Annotated in this window: 15 protein-coding genes; 6 read left to right on the forward strand and 9 right to left on the reverse strand. The window is 56.3% G+C overall.

Features of this window, described 5'->3' with window-relative positions:
• Window positions 1–12: 12 nt before the first annotated feature.
• Window positions 13–1605: an ABC transporter substrate-binding protein gene (locus tag B3511_RS10220; RefSeq protein ID WP_286782174.1), complete on the reverse strand. Its 1593-nt coding sequence runs from the start codon at window positions 1603–1605 to the stop codon at window positions 13–15.
• Between the two features lie 110 nt (window positions 1606–1715).
• On the opposite strand from B3511_RS10220, the gene pepT reads away from it, so the two are divergent.
• Window positions 1716–2945 carry a peptidase T gene (pepT, locus tag B3511_RS10225; protein WP_286782176.1) on the forward strand — a complete coding sequence of 410 codons (1230 nt, stop codon included), beginning with the start codon at window positions 1716–1718 and terminating at the stop codon, window positions 2943–2945.
• Here pepT and tehB read toward each other — a convergent pair.
• Both tehB and tehA read right to left on the reverse strand, forming a co-directional pair.
• Window positions 2942–3538: a tellurite resistance methyltransferase TehB gene (gene tehB / locus B3511_RS10230; RefSeq protein ID WP_286782178.1), complete on the reverse strand. Its 597-nt coding sequence runs from the start codon at window positions 3536–3538 to the stop codon at window positions 2942–2944. The two genes, pepT and tehB, sit on opposite strands and share 4 nt — an antisense overlap.
• Window positions 3535–4539, reverse strand: coding sequence for a dicarboxylate transporter/tellurite-resistance protein TehA (tehA, locus tag B3511_RS10235; RefSeq protein ID WP_286782179.1), 1005 nt, complete (start codon window positions 4537–4539; stop codon window positions 3535–3537). Before tehA ends, tehB begins: the two co-directional genes overlap by 4 nt.
• Window positions 4540–4661: 122 nt before the next feature.
• On the opposite strand from tehA, the gene ydcK reads away from it, so the two are divergent.
• The gene (ydcK, locus tag B3511_RS10240) at window positions 4662–5642 is read left to right on the forward strand and encodes a YdcK family protein (RefSeq protein ID WP_286782181.1); all 981 of its coding nucleotides are present in this window, start codon (window positions 4662–4664) and stop codon (window positions 5640–5642) included.
• Here ydcK and rimL read toward each other — a convergent pair.
• From rimL to B3511_RS10260, 4 genes are all read right to left on the reverse strand, one after another.
• Window positions 5637–6176: a 50S ribosomal protein L7/L12-serine acetyltransferase gene (rimL, locus tag B3511_RS10245; RefSeq protein ID WP_233802513.1), complete on the reverse strand. Its 540-nt coding sequence runs from the start codon at window positions 6174–6176 to the stop codon at window positions 5637–5639. The genes ydcK and rimL overlap by 6 nt on opposite strands.
• Window positions 6177–6299: 123 nt before the next feature.
• Window positions 6300–7955: a glucan biosynthesis protein D gene (locus tag B3511_RS10250; RefSeq protein WP_286782183.1), complete on the reverse strand. Its 1656-nt coding sequence runs from the start codon at window positions 7953–7955 to the stop codon at window positions 6300–6302.
• Between the two features lie 247 nt (window positions 7956–8202).
• Window positions 8203–8976: an ABC transporter substrate-binding protein gene (locus B3511_RS10255; protein ID WP_046885350.1), complete on the reverse strand. Its 774-nt coding sequence runs from the start codon at window positions 8974–8976 to the stop codon at window positions 8203–8205.
• Window positions 8977–8987: 11 nt separating this feature from the next.
• Window positions 8988–10157, reverse strand: coding sequence for a pyridoxal phosphate-dependent aminotransferase (locus tag B3511_RS10260; protein ID WP_286782186.1), 1170 nt, complete (start codon window positions 10155–10157; stop codon window positions 8988–8990).
• A gap of 111 nt (window positions 10158–10268) precedes the next feature.
• On the opposite strand from B3511_RS10260, the gene B3511_RS10265 reads away from it, so the two are divergent.
• A complete protein-coding gene (locus tag B3511_RS10265; protein ID WP_286782188.1) occupies window positions 10269–11111 on the forward strand; it encodes a LysR family transcriptional regulator in 843 nt (280 codons plus the stop codon).
• Here the strand turns inward: B3511_RS10265 and B3511_RS10270 are convergent.
• Both B3511_RS10270 and hglS read right to left on the reverse strand, forming a co-directional pair.
• Complete coding sequence (locus tag B3511_RS10270; protein ID WP_286782190.1) at window positions 11098–12606, reverse strand: carboxylesterase/lipase family protein; 1509 nt, start codon at window positions 12604–12606, stop codon at window positions 11098–11100. The two genes, B3511_RS10265 and B3511_RS10270, sit on opposite strands and share 14 nt — an antisense overlap.
• A gap of 42 nt (window positions 12607–12648) precedes the next feature.
• The gene (hglS, locus tag B3511_RS10275) at window positions 12649–13992 is read right to left on the reverse strand and encodes a 2-oxoadipate dioxygenase/decarboxylase HglS (RefSeq protein WP_286782191.1); all 1344 of its coding nucleotides are present in this window, start codon (window positions 13990–13992) and stop codon (window positions 12649–12651) included.
• A gap of 383 nt (window positions 13993–14375) precedes the next feature.
• Between hglS and B3511_RS10280 the strand changes: the two genes are divergently transcribed.
• From B3511_RS10280 to B3511_RS10290, 3 genes are read left to right on the forward strand one after another with little or no spacing between them, the layout of a single operon-like run.
• Complete coding sequence (locus tag B3511_RS10280) at window positions 14376–16775, forward strand: DMSO/selenate family reductase complex A subunit (protein ID WP_286782193.1); 2400 nt, start codon at window positions 14376–14378, stop codon at window positions 16773–16775.
• Window positions 16759–17391, forward strand: coding sequence for a DMSO/selenate family reductase complex B subunit (locus B3511_RS10285; RefSeq protein WP_040075526.1), 633 nt, complete (start codon window positions 16759–16761; stop codon window positions 17389–17391). The genes B3511_RS10280 and B3511_RS10285 overlap by 17 nt, the downstream gene beginning before the upstream one ends.
• Complete coding sequence (locus tag B3511_RS10290) at window positions 17384–18217, forward strand: dimethyl sulfoxide reductase anchor subunit family protein (RefSeq protein WP_046885343.1); 834 nt, start codon at window positions 17384–17386, stop codon at window positions 18215–18217. Before B3511_RS10285 ends, B3511_RS10290 begins: the two co-directional genes overlap by 8 nt.
• Window positions 18218–18222 lie beyond the last annotated feature (5 nt).

An 18222-nucleotide genomic window follows, 5' to 3' on the forward strand; every position in this document is an offset into this window, starting at 1 on the left:
AGTTTGTTCGGGTTACTTAATATCTACTTGCCAGAATAAATGTTTGCCGAAAGGATCAATTTCGTAACCTGTAACCTCTTTACGTACGGGTTCGAATATTGTTGAGTGGGCAATCATGACCGCAGGCATCTGGTCGTGCATCATCTGTTGCGCCTCTTTATACAGCGCCGCGCGTTTACCCTGATCGGTGATCGATTTTGCTTCAGCAATGATTTTATCAAAGGGCTGATAACACCATTTCGCCGAGTTCGATCCCCCGTTTGCAGAGGTACAGGTAAAGAGTGGCCCGAAGAAGTTATCCGGATCGCCGGTCGCGGTGGTCCAGCCCATCAGCGCCGCCTGATGTTCTCCGCTCTTCACCCGCTTCAGGTATTCGCCCCATTCGTAAGTGACGATTTTGGTCTGCACGCCAATTTTCGCCCAGTCGGCCTGAATCATTTCGGCCATCCGTTTCGCATTCGGGTTATAGGGGCGCTGCACCGGCATGGCCCATAAATCGATAGTCACGCCGTTGGCGAAGCCGGCCTCTTTCAGGAGCGCTTTCGCTTTTTCAGGGTCGTAATCGTAATCTTTCAGTTCACTATCTGCGCTCCAGACGCCCGGCGGCAGCAGGTTTTTCGCGGCGGTGCCGGTACCGTGGAAGACCGCGTCGATAATCGCCGGTTTGTTGATCGCCATGGCCAGCGCTTGACGCACCTTCAGATTATCCAGCGGCGCTTTTTGCGTATTGAAGGCCAGGAAGCCGGTATTCAGCCCCGCCTTACTCATCAGGTTAAGATCTTTGTTGGCTTTCATTCGCGGCAGGTCGGCGGGGTTCGGGAAAGGCATTACCTGACATTCGCCCTTTTCCAGCTTTGCGAATCGCACGGAGGCATCCGGAGTGATGCTAAAGATCAATCGATCGAGCTTCGCTTTACCCTGCCAGTATTCCGGGAAGGCGGTGAACAGGATGCGGGAGTCTTTCTGGTACTGCGCCAGTTTAAACGGCCCGGTACCGATTGGATTCATATCGACCTTCTCAGGGGTACCGGCTTTTAACATCGCATCGGCATACTCTGCCGACAAGATTGAGGCGAAATACCAGGCCAGATCGGCTACAAACGGCGCTTCCGGGTGCGCCAGGGTAAAGCGTACCGTGTTATCGTCAACGCGATCGATGGCGGTAATCAGCGTGCCAAATTCCAGACTTTCAAAGTTGGAATAGCTGCCGTTAGAGACGTTGTGATAGGGATGTTTCGCATCTTTTTGCCGCATGAATGAGAAGATCACGTCATCCGCATTAAATTCGCGCGTTGGGGTAAAGAATTTGTTGCTCTGGAATTTCACCCCTTTGCGTAAATGGAAGGTGTAGACCTTGCCATCATCGCTCACGTCCCAGCTTTCAGCGAGGCTCGGCACCAGCTCGGTGGTACCGGGTTTGAAATCGACCAGACGGTTATAGACCGGCACCGCGCTGGCGTCCACGCTGGTACCCGAGGTATAGAGTTGCGGATTAAAGTTCTCAGGGGAGCCTTCAGAACAGTAAACCAGCGTTTTGGCGGCAACGGTGGAACTGACCGTCAGCGCGGCCAGGGCCAGAGCTAAAGTTGTGAGCTTGCTTTTCATCACGTTTTCCTGTCTTTTAATTCGACGGCTAATCATTCTTTTGCCATTTCATAAATAACATTAAAGTGACTATGCAAACACCTGATAATACAAATAAAGAAGGATTCACTATGGCTTCGACGCTATCCAGACAATTAACCCATCGCTTTTTTCGCTATCTCGCCATCACCAGCCAGAGCGATGCCCAAATAAAAACCCTCCCCTCTACGCCAGGCCAACATGACATGGCGCGCGAGCTGGCGAAGGAGCTGGAATCACTGGGTCTGGATGAGATTGTGATCGATGAATTTGCTACCGTTACCGCGGTAAAAAAAGGGAATGTGCCAGGCGCTCCGCGCATTGGTTTTATTACCCATATTGATACTGTAGACGTCGGATTATCACCGGATATTCATCCACAAATATTAACTTTTAAGGGTGAAGATCTCTGTCTGAATAAAGAGAAAGATATTTGGCTGCGGGTCGATGAGCATCCTGAAATACGGGCTTACCCGAATGAAGAGATTATTTTTAGCGACGGCACCAGCGTGCTGGGGGCAGATAATAAAGCCGCCGTCACCGTGGTGATGACCCTGCTGGAGAACCTTACCGCTGAACATGCGCATGGCGATATCGTGGTCGCCTTCGTGCCGGATGAAGAGATTGGACTATTAGGGGCCAAAGCCCTGGATTTGAAACGCTTCGACGTGGATTTCGCCTGGACTATAGACTGCTGCGAGATCGGCGAGATCGTCTACGAGAACTTTAACGCCGCCACGGCGGAAATCCGCTTTACCGGCGTGACCGCGCATCCGATGTCGGCGAAGGGGGTGCTGGTGAACCCGCTGCTGATGGCCATGGATTACATCAACCATTTCGATCGCCAGCAAACGCCAGAGTGCACCGAAGGACGGGAAGGTTACATCTGGTTCCAGGGGATGCAGGCCGGACAGAACGAAGCCATTCTGAAGGCGAATATTCGCGACTTCGACCAGCAGAGCTTTGCTGCCCGTAAGGCGCAAATTGCCGACGTAGCCGAGAAAATTGCGGCTCAACACCCCACCGCACAGGTGAGCTGGCATATCGAAGAGACCTACAGCAATATCAGCAATGCGTTGGGTGACGACCGTCGCGCCATTGATCTGATGTTTGCGGCGATGGAGAGCCTGGGCATTACGCCGAAACCGACGCCAATGCGCGGCGGTACCGACGGCGCTGCGCTCTCCGCCAAAGGGCTGCTGACCCCGAACTTCTTCACCGGCGCGCATAACTTCCACTCGAAGTTCGAGTTCTTGCCGCTGTCGTCGTTCGAGGCCTCTTACAACACGGCGCTGCAAATCTGCCTGATGGCGGCCCGTTAAGCCGGTTTGCGCGCCAGCATAGTAGCAAAACGCAATTTAATGCGATTCCCCTCGGCGTCGGTGCGGTGTAGCTCACCGACGTCTTCGTTATATTTCAGCAGATCCCAGCCCGCATAATACGCACTCAGCTCCCCGCTTTTAAAGGCAAACGGGAACCCCACCGTGCAGGGGAAATCGTCGGTGTCCATCGCGGCCACGATCAGGTTGTACCCACCCGCTTTGGTGCACTCCTGCATGTTGGCAATCAGACCCGGAATGGTCTTCGCTTCGAGGAACATCATCACCACGGTTGAGAGGATAAAATCGTATTCGCCGTCAAAGCGCAGGGTGTTGAGATCCTTGATGGCCGTCTGCAGCGTTGTGATGCCCTCTTTGGCTTTAATGCTTTCGATGTTGCTAATGCCGGCCGGATTTTTGTCCCAGGCGGTGACATCGAAACCGTTCGCAGCCAGGTAAAGGCTATTGCGTCCGTTACCACAGCCGAGGTCGAGTGTTTTACCCGGTTTGACAATCCCGGCGCTGTACAGCACCTCGGAATGGGTGCGGGTCAGGCCATATTTTTCGGTGAAGTAGTTCTCATCAATCACAGTCATTTTTTTTCCTCAGTCTGCATCAGTAAGGCTTTGTCTGTACGAATTAACAGCTTGCCCTGCATCAGCAAAATAAATGTGCGAACCAGTAACAGCGCGATTATCGCGTTGGTGAAAATAAACAGCGGAATAGCAATAAAGTGGAACAGTCCGGTATTACTACTCTGCCCCAGATGCAGGCCGGTAGTAGCGAGCGCCGAGACGCCGAACGAGAAGCTCCAGAACGAGGCATTAAAGGGTTGCGACAAATACCAGGGCATCAGGCGCAGCATAAACAGCAGTTGCAGCAGGCCGTAGCCGAACAACATTTTGGCAAAGGTATCCGCTTCGCCGCCGTTCACGCTAAACCAGGCGCTACAGGCCACCAGCGCGGGGGCAAGCTGGATGCCAAGCGAAGTGCGTAGCGCCTGGGGCAGCTCTCCCGCGCTGCGCAGGCGTTGCAAAATGACCGGCTCAAGACTCAGCCACGAGAAGACACCCGCCCCCAAAAACAGCAGCCCGGCATCGTGAAAACCCAGGGCTCCGCAGCCCATCGCGCTGATGAAGTTATTGGCCACCGTGGGCAGATACAGCCCCGGCGTGGTGGCCTCCTCCGGATGGCGCCCGCGCCACAACCCGGCGCTCTGCCAGGCGGCGTAGCTGAGTTGCACCACTACACCGATGCTAAACAACACCAGCGCCAACGGGCGATACCAGGGCACCACGCCAATTGACACCAGTAGCGTAGTGGCAGGAAAGAGGCTGACGAAACTGCTCATCACCGGATGGCGCATCTCCGTCAGCACGCTTTGCGGGAACCGCACCGCACGTGTCATAAACGCCACCGTCAAAAGCAGCCAGAGGGTTATCGCCAGCCCCACGAGGATCTCCCCCGGCCAGCGCGTTACAGGCCAGATTGTTCCGGCATAACGCCAGGCGAAACCCATGCCGATGATCCCCAGCACCATGCCGTAATAGCCGGAGGGTAAGTTAAGAACCTGTTCAGATTTGTTAGTTTTATACATTTATTTTAAATTATAAAGTATATTTGAAATGCTATTTTAAGGGGTTTCAATAGTGGATGCCACTCTTTCGAACAACGTAAAGTTTGCTACGTTTAGTAAAGAGAACAACTGCGGAAACCCTGATGAATAAATACCGCCTTAGCGATGAAACGCGCCTGCACCATTGGCATGACGGCGACCACAAATCGTACGTGACGCTCCGCCAGCTGATCGCCACCCGGGATTTTGCCGACGTCCCCTGCGGCAGCCGTGGCGGCTGGGTTGAGGACGAGGCAGCCTTATCGCAAGAGGGAGATTGCTGGCTCTACGACCAGAACAGCGTGGTATTTGCCGGGGCACAAGTCACCGGCAACGCGCGGATCACCCAGCCTTGTGTGATCAGCCATCACGCCCGCATTGGGGACAACGTCTGGATTGATGGCGCAGAGGTCAGCCACGGTGCCCGCCTGTGTGACAACGTCACGGTTCAGGCATCCGTAGTGCGCGGCGAATGTCATCTCTACGGTAATGCGCGCATTCTGCATAACAGCGTCGTCATAGCCGCCAAAGGGTTAACTCCGGATCGGGATCTGATTCTGCAAATCTACGGCAACGCCACGGTCAGCGAGTCGCGCGTGGTACATCAGGCGCAGATCTACGGCAATGCTATTGTGAACTGGGCGTTTATTGAGCATCGCGCTGAGGTCTTCGACAATGCGCTGCTGGAAGGCAATGAGCTGAATAACGTCTGGGTATGTGACTGCGCCAAAGTCTACGGCAATGCGCGCCTGCGCGCCGGGCGCGAGGACGATGCCATCCCCACCCTGCGTTACAGCTCCCAGGTGGCGGAAAATGCGCTCGTGGAAGGCAACTGCGTCATCAAACATCATGTGCTGATTGGCGGCGAGGCGTGGCTAAGCGGCGGGCCAATTCTTATTGATGATAAGGTGGTGATTCAGGGACGCGCGCGCATCCGTGGCGAAGTGCTGATCGAGCATCATATTGATATTACCGACGATGCGGTGATCGAGGCCCTGGATGGCGAGGTCATTCATCTACGCGGCGCGAAGGTGATTAACGGCGCGCAGCGTATTATCCGCACACCGCTGCTGGGGGCCTTATAGTTCGACAATCCGGGCGTAGATATTCTGGTCGTCGTAGTGTCCGTTGAGGAACTCAGCCTGTTTCAGGCACCCTTCCAGCTCAAAGCCATTGGCCAGCGCCACGCGATTGCTGGCCGCGTTCGCCACGCGACATTTGATGACGAAACGGCGAATCTCTTTACGTTCAGCGTAATAGCGGATAAAGCCCTGTAACGCCTGCGAGAGGATCCCCTGCCCCTGATGCGCCTCATCCAGCCAGTAGCCGATATACCCGGTTTTGTTCAGCGGCTCAATGGCGTTAAACGACAGCACCCCCACCAGCACGTTATCGAGAAAGATCAGGAACATTTTGGCGTAACCGCGCTGATGCAGCATCTGGTTACTCTGAATATTTTTTAGCGAATCTTCTGCACTCCCCACATATTGCGGCCACTCCAGAAACTGCTGCAGCCAGTCGCGATTTTTAATCACCAGGTTGTACAGCTCAGCGGCATGACTTTCCTCTACCGCGCGCAGTTCAAGCGAGGCAGAAATAGGGATAATTTCAGGGGGGATAGCGGTCATAGGGCCTACGTGTTGTGGATTTACGTGGCGTCAGTCTACTGAACCACGACCACGGCGGCTACGCCCAGGATTGAGGGTTTCTGGCCCCTCCCGGTCAGAGAGGGGCTTCATCCTTTAGCGCATTACGCGGTCATCCACGTAGTTACGCTTGTCCGGCGCCGGCGGGAAGTATTGATACAGCCAGGTTTCGCTGATTGCATCCCCCTGGCAGCGCAGGAACATGCGCATTTCAACCGGATCGGTCGAATCTTCGGTGGGATACCAGTCGAACAGAATGCGGTAGCCATCGAAGGGCTCGACGTAGAGGATCTCAACCTGCTTCGCTTCGCCGTTAGAGAGGGTAATGACCGGCTCGATCCCCTTTGGCGCGGCCGCTTTCAGGTCGCCGCCGATAAAGTCGATGGCGAAACGGCGGGCCCAGACTTTCGGGTAGTGCTCACCGGGTGCCCAGCCTTCCGGGAAGCCCCCCATGCCGGTGCGGGTGGCAAACACGTTGGCCAGCGGTGAACGCACCGGAGGTTTGGCGCTCCAGTGCAGACGATACTGGAACTCCAGTTCATCCCCCGCCTTCACCGGTTTTTCAGGCTGCCAGAAGCAGACCACGTTATCCAGGGTCTCGCCGGTGGTGGGGATCTCCATCAGGCCTACGGCCCCTTTCCCCCACTTGTTCAGCGGCTCCACCCACAGACTTGGACGCTTGTTATACCAGCCCATAATGTCCTGATAATGCGAGAAGTCGCGATCCAGCTGCAGCAGACCAAAACCTTTTGGGTTCTTATCCTGGAAGGCATTGAACTGCAGCTTTTGCGGGTTATTCAGCGGACGGCATACCCACTCACCGTTGCCGCGCCACATGGCCAGACGGTCGGAGTCGTGGATCTGCGGATGGATGGTGTCGCACATGCGGCGCTCATTGTTGCCGCAGGCAAACATACTGGTCATCGGCGAAATACCGAGCTGTTTAATATCTTTGCGGGCGAAGAGATGGTTATCCACCTCCATAACCACCCGATCGTTCTCGCAGTGGATCACGAACTTATACGCGCCGGTTACGCTCGGGCTGTCGAGCAGCGTATAGACCGTAAAGGTGGTATCGCCCGGTTTGACCGTTTCAAACCAGAACGAGGTAAAGTCCGGGAACTCTTCCGGCGAATCGGTGAAGGTATCAATGGCGAGGCCACGGGCGGACAAACCGTACTGATAGGTGTCATCTACCGCGCGGAAGTAGCTCGCCCCCAGGAAGGAGACGATATCCCGACGTGCCAGCTCAGGCGCTTTAAAGGCACGGAAGCCCGCAAAGCCTAAATCGCTCTGCCCTTCCAGTTGCCGGGTGTCCACGCCCGCGTCGTGATAGTTAAACAGCTCCGGACGGAAGTGGATTTCGCGCGCCTGGGAGGTGGCGGAGTCCAGAGAGAACATCCGCACGCGACGGCGAAAACCCATCCCGACGTGGAAAAACTGTACGTCCAGTTCACGATTATCGATGTTATTCCACAGGGAGTGTTTTGCATCATACTGAATGCTGTTGTAGGCCTGCGGCGTGAGAGTCGCCAGGGTTTCAGGCAGCGCACGCGGTGCGCCTCCCCAGGGTTTTTGCGCCAGGTCGTGGGCCATAGACTGCAACACTGAGAAGTCGAAGCGACGGCTCAGACCGTCGGCAATATCCGATTCAGCTGCGTTAGCTGCGCGGGAAAATAGCGCCGCGAAACCCGATGTGCCGCTAAGCGCGGCGACCGCCAGTGAGCCTTGTAAAAAACGTCTGCGATTCATGCCTGGAAAAACGTCCTTATGGTCGTGGATGTGAGTTTCGCGTTGATCGAAACGACGGCAAAAAAGAGCACCCTTAGAGGGGCACAGCCTAAACAAAAACGGTTAATAATCCAATTGTTGGTCGGTGTTTATCTGAACAAAGCGAGAAATATTTTCTGTCGAGGAGAAAAGGCTGAATCGGAGGTAAAGTTACGTATAAAAAGGACCCCTGCCTGACATCATCAGCAGGGGCCAGTATGGCGCACTATTATTTTACGCTGACATCGATACCCGGGAAGTACTTCTGGGCCAGTTTATCGATCGTTCCATCAGCGCGGACTTTATCGATAGCGGCATCGAGCTGCTTTCTGGAAGCTTCATCCCCTTTTCGCAACCCAAAGCCGATACCACTGCCGAGGATCGTGTCGTCAGACACGGGTTTGCCAATGAAACCAAACCCTTTACCCTGCGGCTTGCTAAGGAAACCTGCCTGCCCGGCCGCCGACATCACCAACGAAGCGTCAATGCGGCCATTCAGCAGGTCACCCCATGCCATATTCTGATCTTTATAAGACACCACGGTGACACCGTGCTTCTCCCAGTGCTCTTTCGCGTAGGTTTCCTGAATTGAGCCCTGCAGTACGCCAATGGTTTTTCCTTTCAGCCCGGCCGGGGTGGCATCCACCGCCATCCCCGATTTGCCCACCAACTGGGAGGGAATACGGTAGATGGGCTGCGTGAAGTCGATGCTTTCACGACGCTTTTCAGTAATGTTCATTGCCGAGTTAATGGCATCAAACTTTTTCGCCACCAGCCCAGGGATGAGCGCGTCAAACGACGTCTCCACCCAGCTGCACTTCAGCGCAGCGGCGGCACAGATGGCATTACCCAGATCGATATCAAACCCTTCCAGTTCGCCTGAGGCATTGCGGCTTTCAAACGGCGGATATTCCGCTTCGACCCCGTAACGTAATTCGGTGGCGGCAAAGGTGGAGAAAGAACAGAGCAATCCCAGGCCGACGACGAACGCATTTACTTTCATACCCGTACTCCTTAGCGTGGTTTAACCTGGCATAGCGCCTGCGCACCTGCCCGTAGTGTGGCCTCATCTTTCGCGAAAGAGAGACGAATCAGTTTGTTATCTGTGCCATCCGTGTAAAACGCCGACAGGGGAATGGTCGCGACGCCACAATCGACAATCAGCCGTTTCACCATCTCGCTGTCGCGTTCATCGCTAAAGTGGCTGTAATCCGCCAGCAGGAAGAACGAACCGGCGCTCGGCAGCAGACGGAAAGGCGAGTCCGCCAGCAGGCTCACCAGCAGGTCGCGCTTACGCTGATAGAAAGCCGCCAGCGAGAGCCATGTCTGCGGATCGGCCATGTGCTCGGCAAACGCGTACTGCATAGGAGTATCGGCAGAAAACATTAAAAATTGATGGACCTTGCAGATCTCATCCATCAATTCTGCCGGGGCCACACAGTAGCCTACGCGCCAGCCGGTGACGTGATAGGTCTTGCCAAATGACGAAATAATGACGCTCCGCTCCGCCAGCTGCGGATGCGTCGCCATGCCATGATGTGGCACGCCGTCGAAGACAACATGCTCGTACACCTCATCGGAAAGAATGATGATATCGGTGTTGCGCGTCAGCGTTGCCAGCTGCTTCAGGTCATCCGCCGAAAAGACCTGCCCGCTCGGGTTGTGGGGTGTATTGATGATGATCATTCGGGTGCGGGGCGTAATGGCGGCCCGCACTTCATCCCAGTTGACGGCAAAATCTGGCACCGTCAGCTTGATGGCGACCGGTGTCGCCCCCTGCAAACGGACAATCGGCGCGTAACTGTCAAACGAGGGCTCGAAATAGATCACCTCATCCCCGGGATGCACCAGCCCGCTGATAGCAGAGTAAAGCCCTTCGCTGGCGCTGGCGGTGACCAGCACTTCACTTTCGGCATCGTAGCGGGTGCCGTACAGACCTTCGATTTTATCGGCGATGCGCGTTTTCAGCGCCGCCAGGCCGGTCATCGCCGCATACTGATTGCGATCGGCCTCCATCGCGCGGGTTACGCCGGCGATCAGTTTAGGATCGCAGGAAAAGTTCGGGGCGCCCTGAGAGAGGTTGATGGCGTTATGCTGCGCCGAAAGCTGACCGATAACGGTAAAGATGGTGGTGCCCACATCCGGCAGTTTGGAACGGGTCTGGATTGGCGTGCGTAAAGTCATCGGTAGTCCTTTCTCGTGGAGAGTGCATAACTATTCAATCTGAAGCAGATTGCGGCGACAATCGAATTGTTGTCATAATAGCCATGAGAAAAAAACATACCTGGAGGCGCTATGGCGCGTCGTACTTTTCCGCTAAACGCCGTTGAGACCTTCCTGGTCACCGCCCGGCATCTCAATTTGACCCATGCGGCGAAAGAGTTATGTCTGACCCAGGGTGCGGTGAGTCGAAAGATTGCCGCCCTGGAAAACTGGTTTGGCTTTCCCCTCTTTGAGCGCCACGCCCGCGGCCTGCGGCTCTCTTCCCAGGGCAGCGCTCTGCTGCCGGATCTGCGCAGCGCCTTCGAGCACTTCCTGACGGTGGCAGACCAGGCGCGCGCCCAACAGACGGTGGTGCGTCTGAAGGCGCCGACCTGTGCCATGCGCTGGCTCATACCCCGCCTGATTGAGGTGGAGCACCAGCAGCCTGAGCTGCAAGTCGCCCTGACCACGACCATCGATCACAGCGTGAACTTCAAAACAGAATCCTATGACGCAGCGATTGTCTTTGGTGCCCAGCTGAGCGCGGGCGATCTGCTGTTCGAAGAGGCGCTAACGCCGGTGGTCAGCCCGTTGCGAGGGGGTATAGACGTCGAAAACCTGACCTTTTTACACCCGACCCGGGATAACACCGACTGGTCATTGTGGCTGGAAAAACAGGGCATGCCGCCCCCTGCCATGCACAAAAATCAACACTTCGACACCATGGACCTGGCGATCACCGCCGCGATTCAGGGGCTGGGAGTGGCGATTGCCGATGAGACGCTGGTGGCAGAAGATCTCCGCACCGGGCGGCTACTGCGGCCCTACCCCAGCAGCGTCAAAACCGGTGCGAGTTATCGTCTGGTGTTGCGAGAGTCACCTGACAAAGCGACGGCGCTGACGGCGTTTCGCGCCTGTCTGCTTAATCGAGGCTGACATGGTGTTTCATCACCCGTTTAAATAGGGCCAGTCGGGCGTGCATAAAGCGGGTCTCAAGCTTAAATCCTGCATTTTTATTCAAACCAATGCGTAACAAGACGTCTCGCCCTTTAATGCAGGCAGGCCAGCGGATGGCGCCATTCAGCGAGGCACAGTCCCGGCTGGCGTGGCGGGCAAAATTAACCCAGTAATCCGCGACCCTGGCCGAAAAGGCGAGATCCCGTACATTAACATACTCCCGCGCCGGCTCGGCCAGCGTTAGGGTATCAAATACGTAAGGCACCTCATTACCGTGCCAGGCGCCGTTTGCGTAGGTGTCATGCTCTGCTTCCGCCACATAATCAAACCAGTAGCGCCAGCAGGGCTCGCCGACCCGCTGCTGCGCCTGCATCACCACATAACCCAGCGTAGTAAAGGCCATATCACGACAGACCTCGCGCCCCAGGGCTTCATCCCCCTTTACGCCCGGATAGAGCAGTTTAATCAGGCCCAGTCCCAGCCGCCGCTCTTGCCGCAGCTTCTGGATCTGCCCGGCGAGATCGACGCCAAAGACCGCCATCACGCTGGCCTCATCGCTGTTGGAACCAATCATCACCGGCATTGGGTGCTGGCGGGCAGCATAGAAGCACTCCAGCATCGGCTCCGGCAGAACGCAATCGCCCACGATAGGCGCAGGCGCGACATTCAAGGGTGCCGTGAGCGGCCAGAAGGCTTCGGCCGGGAGGGCCCTCAGCTGCTCTGCCGTTGCGTTTTCCAGACCAAAGTGGCGCGCCAGCGCGACGCCTTTTTCCAGCGCCTGCGTGCGAGGCGTATCGGGCAAGGTATAACCGCTCTGGATAATAGCTTTATGGAACAGCCCTTTCGCCAGCGGCGAGGCCATTAATGACAACACGCTGCGCGCCCCTGCGGATTCGCCAAACAACGTTACGTTTTGCGCATCGCCGCCAAATGCGGCGATGTTGTCACGCACCCATTCCAGCGCCGCTATTTGATCTAACAGCGCGAAATTGTGCACCACCTGCTCCTCTTCCCCCTCCAGCGCCGGATGGGCAAAAAACCCGAGATGGCCGAGGCGGTAGTTGAGCGTCACCAGAATCACATCCCGCCGGGCCAGAGCCTTACCGTTATAGGGCGGTAAGCCACCAGCACCAATGGTAAATCCCCCGCCGTGCAGCCAGACCATGACGGGGAGCGGTGTAGGACGTTTTACCGGTGCCCAGACGTTCAGATAGAGGCAATCTTCCGAGAAACGCCCCGGATCGCCGCCCCCCAGTTCCTGGCAATATTCACTGTTTTGCCAGCTGGACGGGGCCATTTCCTGCGCCGGACGTACGCCCGTCCAGCCTTCGACCGGCTGCGGCGACTGCCAGCGTAGCGCACCAACGGGTGGTGCAGCATACGGAATGCCGAGCCAGACCTGAACATTATCGTCCGTCGCGCCAAGCAGCGCGCCATGACGGGTCGTCACTATCGGGGTGGAGAGGTTTTCCATTCACGCCTTCTCTTAACAATACACCCCAGCAGAGTAACGGTTTCAGAGCAAACCGCAACGCCGTTTACTGCGTGATTCCGCCTCTTCATAGAGGGCAAACTCATCCAGTACCGGGCAGCCCAGCGCGGTTTCAAACGCCTCACGGCTGGCATTGCCATGGCTGCGCGCCTGGGTTTCATTCCCCAGATTTGACTGGAAAATCCCGGCGGCGCTCACCGGCAGAAAATCCTCGTAGGTAATAGGTTGTGCTACCACCCAACCGCGCTCAATCAGCGGCTGCGGATCGTCACCGGGACCAAAAGCGTGGCGATGTGCTTCACCGCTCGGCGTCAGACGATAGCGGAACCATGCCAGACCCTGACGGCGCAACATCATTTCACTGTCAGGGAAGGCGCGGAACACTTCCTGCAAATGCAGCTGGTGCGTGAGGTTATCTTTACCGGTACCTGCTTCAGCCAGCAGGCGATCGTAGAGTTCACGCCCTTTCGGCGTTAACGCCACGCCCCGCTGTTCAATTTCGCCAAAACGGGCAGTATGCGTGCCCAAATGTTCTCCGGCAAAATGAACGGGCTCCTCCAGCGCTTTAAAGCTGGTCTGACGCAGCAACAGCGGGATCTCGCGGCGTGGCGGCCCTTCGATCAGGATCTTCGGCTCAATACCGTATTCCGGCATGAGCGCCTGTGCCCGATCGATATCCAGGGTTCGCGGAGTCAGATGGTTGATATGACAGCCGGGGAAGCAGACCACGTCGGCTATCAGACGGTGTTCGTTGTGCAGCGCCATATAAGTCTCTTGATCCACGGTGGCATGGCGGTGCCAGCGGAAGGTTTCCAGTGCCTCTTGCACAAACTCATGCGCCTGGGCTTCGGTAAATCCCCCAGCCGTCTCGTACAGATCGATCAATGCCAGGCAGCGCGGGGTGAAGATGTTGCGCTGGGCCAGAATTGCCGCCGCCTTCTCGCGCAGAGCCACATTTTCAATCAGCTCCAGGCGTAACAATGAGGTAAAGACCCGAAACGGGTTGCGGCATAATGCGGCGTCATCCACCGGGCGGAACGCCGTCGAGTGTACCGGCACCCCGGCCTGCGAAAGATCGTAATAGCTGACCGGGAACATCCCCATGATGGCAAACATCCGGCGCAGGGTCGCCAGTTCCTGGGCCGTGCCCACGCGGATGGCCCCGTGGCGCTCCACGTTCAGTCGCGCCAGTTCGTCGGCATTCGCCAGTTGTTCATGTAAAAGTGGGTTATTTTCCAGAACGGCCAGATTCACATCCGCCACCAGCTCTAGCAAGGTGCCGTACTGCGGAACTTCCTGCTGGTACATCTCCGACATAGCTTGCGAAAAGTGTTCCCGAATATCATCTGCCGTGATGGTGTTCGCCATGATGTCATGCCTCCAGTGAATATTACCTGGAGTGTAGAGAAGGCTGCTGCGGACGTTTGAGAGAATTTCTGAAGTGTGATCCCGATTGCTGGATGGAGAATTTATAATCGACCCCCCTTTAATATTTCCGGGGGAAATGAAATATGACATAACAATATAAAATGTAATATTTTTTATTTCGACATAGCGCCCATGAAAAACTGTTTACGCTATCACTCATCTGAATAATACAAGACTTTCTCAGCCGTTTTTTACGCCATTTTAATTGCTAACAATTATCATTTAAATGAGGATGTTATATTCCTCTCCCGCCCCTTGATTAATATCAATTACCCCCTTCGGGCTATAAGACAAAATACGCGCTCTTTAAAAGAGGAACAATTATGTCTGCACCTGAAAACAATGACGACAGCCTCCCGCTCGGCGTCTCCCGACGGGGATTCCTGAAAGCGAGTTCGGCCGCTGTAGCCCTCCCTTTTTTGTTCAACCAACGAGCAAATGCCACGGGGAGTGATGCCGGTACGGTCATCAACGAGGTTCACGCAGCGGAACGCGTAGTGCAAACCTGCAGTACCTTCGATTGCGGCGGTAAATGTGACATTCGGGCCCACATTGCCGACGGCGTGGTGACCCAAATTACCACGCGTCCGGACAGCGCACTTGATACGCAAATGCCGGTAATGCGCGCCTGCGTTCGCGGCCGCAGCTACCGTAAATTCGTTTATCATCCCGACCGTCTTAAATATCCGATGAAGCGGGTAGGAAAACGCGGCGAAGGTAAATTCGAACGTATCTCCTGGGACGAAGCCACCACCCTTATTGCGGATAACATCAAACGTATTACCGCCAAATATGGTCCTGAGTCGCGTTTTGTTCATAATAATACCGCCGTCAGCGGAGGGACTTTTTCCGGCGATAAAATGATGCGCCGTTTATTTAATCTCACCGGCGGCTATCTGCAATATTATCACTCCGTCAGCATGGGCAATACAGCCGCCGCCACCCCTTATACCTACGGCACCGCTGCCAGCGGCAGTTCACTGGATACGCTGGCCGATACCCCGCTGGTCATTCTCTGGGGACATAACCCGACTGAGACCATCTTTGGCCACAGCAACCACTATTTCCAGCAAATGAAGCAAAAAGGTACGCGCTTTATTGTGGTTGACCCGCGCTATTCCGATACGGTGTCATCGCTGGCCGATGAATGGGTGCCGCTTCTGCCCTCAACGGATAATGCGCTGATGGATGCGATGATGTATGTCATCGTCAGCGAAAACCTTCATGATAAGGCCTTTATTGAACGATATACCCTCGGCTTTGATGAAGCGTCCATGCCAGAGGGGGTACCGGCCAACGAATCGCTGGTCGCTTACCTGACGGGTAAAAAAGACGGCATCGTAAAAACGCCGGAATGGGCCGAGAAAATTACCCACGTCCCGGCGCAAACCATTCGCCAGCTCGCACGTGACTATGCCACCACCAAACCGGCGGCGCTGATTCAGGGCTGGGGTCCTCAACGCCATATCTGCGGCGAGCGTACCGCCCGCGGCTCTACCCTGCTGGCTACCCTGACCGGTAACGTCGGCGTGAAAGGCGGCTGGGCGGCAGGCTACGGCGGCTGTGGAAACCGTAAGTTTACGACCGGTCCCGAGATGCCCGACAACCCGGTAAAAGAGAAAATCTCTATCATGAACTGGGTGCAGGCCGCCGACGATGCCAGCAAGGTTACGCCGCAGGACGGCCTCACCGGTGCCACACAGCTGAAAAGCAACATCCGCATGCTGGTGTCGCTGGCGGGTAACTATCTGGCAAACCAGAACCCCGACCTGCTCCAGGCGGTAAAGGTGCTGGAGGATGAATCCAAAATAGAGTTTATCTTAGTCAGCGATCTCTATATGACCCCCAGCGCCCGTTACGCCGATCTGCTGCTCCCGGAAACCAGCTTTATGGAGCGCTGGAACATCGGCGAAACCTGGGGGACCGGCAGCTATCTGATCCTCTCTGAAAAGCTGATTGAGCCCGAATTTGAACGCCGTTCGGATTACGACTGGCAGCGCGAAGTGGCCGCCAAGCTCGGCGTTGAGCCGCAATTCAGTGAAGGGCGCAGTGAAAAAGAGTGGATCGAACACATCTGGGAGCAGACCCGCCAGGCGATGCCGGATGAGCATTTGCCCACCTTTACTGAGCTGCAGCAAACGCGCCAGCATCTATTTAAAAGCGAACCCTACGTGGCGTTTGAAGCCAACATTCGCGATCCCGAGGCGAACCCGTTCCCCACGCCGTCGGGCAAAATCGAGATTTTCTCCAAACGGCTGTACGACATGAAGCATCCCGACATTCCTGCCCTGTCGCACTACGTCCCGGCGGCGGAAGGCCCGGAGGATCCGCTGGTCAAACAGTATCCGCTGCAGCTGATCACCTGGAAAGGAAAGAACCGCGCAAACTCCACGCAATATGCCAACCCCTGGCTGCAGGAGGTGCAGATCCAAAAACTGTGGATCAACCCGCTGGATGCGCAAAAACGGGGTATCCGCCAGGGCGACCTCGTGCGCATTCACAATGCGCGCGGCGTCTGTCAGGTGCCGGCTGAAGTGACGCCGCGCATCATTCCCGGCGTCGTGGCCATGCAGGCGGGTGCCTGGTGGCAGCCGGATGCCGACGGGGTCGATCTCGGCGGTTGTCCAAACGTACTAAGCTCGGCGCGAATTACTCCGCTTGCTAAAGGTAACGCGCATCAAACCCTGCTTGTGGAGGTCGTCAAGTATGAGTCAGCAGTATAAAGAGTTCCCCGCGGTCAGCGATAAACAGCTGGGATTTTTCATCGATTCTTCGCGCTGCTCGGGCTGTAAAGCCTGTCAGGTGGCCTGCAAAGACAAACATAATCTTGAGGTGGGTCGACGCTTTCGTCGGGTATACGAGGTGAATGGCGGCGGATTTATCCCGACCGGTCAGGGGGGCGTGAGCAACTCGGTATTCGCTTATACCCTCTCGATCTCCTGTAACCATTGTGCCGATCCTATCTGCACTAAAAACTGCCCCACCACCGCGATGCACAAACGGCCCGGCGACGGCATCGTGCGCGTCGATACCCGCAAATGCGTGGGCTGCGGCTATTGCGCCTGGTCCTGCCCGTACGGCGCACCGCAGATGAATGAGGAGACGGGGCAGATGTCGAAATGCGACCTGTGCGTAGATTTACTGGCGCAAGGCGAGCAGCCCATCTGCGTAGCAACCTGTCCGCTGGGGGCCATTAAGTTTGGCCCCATCGATGAGCTCCGCGCCCTGTACGGTACGGTTTGCGATGTTCAGGGGCTGCCGGATTCGTCCATTACGCAGCCGAACCTGGTGATAAAACCCCACGCTGGGGCAGAAAAAGAGGAGCCGCCGCATGCATGAGTTGCCATTACTGATTTTCACCCTGCTGGTGCAAGGCTCGGTCGGTATCACGCTGTTTTTAACCCTCGCCGTCAGAAAGGCGAAAACGCTGCCTGCGGCCCAGCGTCAGCTGCTGCCAGCCATGCTGCTGGCCTGCATTGCCGGCGGGCTGGGTCTGGTGGCCTCGACGCTGCACCTGGGTTATCCGCTGAATGCGTTTAATGCGCTGCGCCATGTAGCCAGCTCGTGGTTAAGCCGTGAAATCGTCTTCGCCAGTCTCTATCTCGCGGTGCTTGGTCTTTGCACGCTCAGCATGCTGGTAAGAAAATCACCGCTGGCGCTGTTGTTGCCGGTTGCCACGCTGCTAGGGTTGATCGACGTCTGGTGCATGAGCGCGATCTACGCCAGCAGCACGGTGGTGACCTGGATGCATTTCAACACCTGGCTGATGTTTTATGGCGCGGTGGGCATTCTCGGCGCGGTGGCGATGGCCTGGCTGCCCCTACTGAATACCCCTGGCGTGATGCAGGCTCGCACGCGACTTCTGCGTCTGGCGGCGATGCTGGTTATCGCGATTGTGGCGGTGCGTCTGCTGGCTCAGCCAGCCTACGTGCACTATCTGGCCAGCGCGCCGCTGAATGGCGTCGTCACCCTGCCGCATCAGCCGGTTGAGGCCTTCAATCAGCATGGCGGGCTGCGACTGTTTAGCTGGGTTGCCAGCGTCCTGGGCGCCATTCTGTTTGCGTTCAGCGCCTGGCGTCACCGTAGAAACGGCGTGCTGTTCGGAGGGCTCCTGCTGATCCTGGCAGAGATTCTCTTCCGCTTTGTTTTCTTTAGCATCGGCTGATTGTG

Origin of the sequence: Leclercia sp. UBA1284 (genome assembly GCF_002308415.1) — a bacterium.
GTDB lineage: Bacteria > Pseudomonadota > Gammaproteobacteria > Enterobacterales > Enterobacteriaceae > Enterobacter > Enterobacter pneumoniae.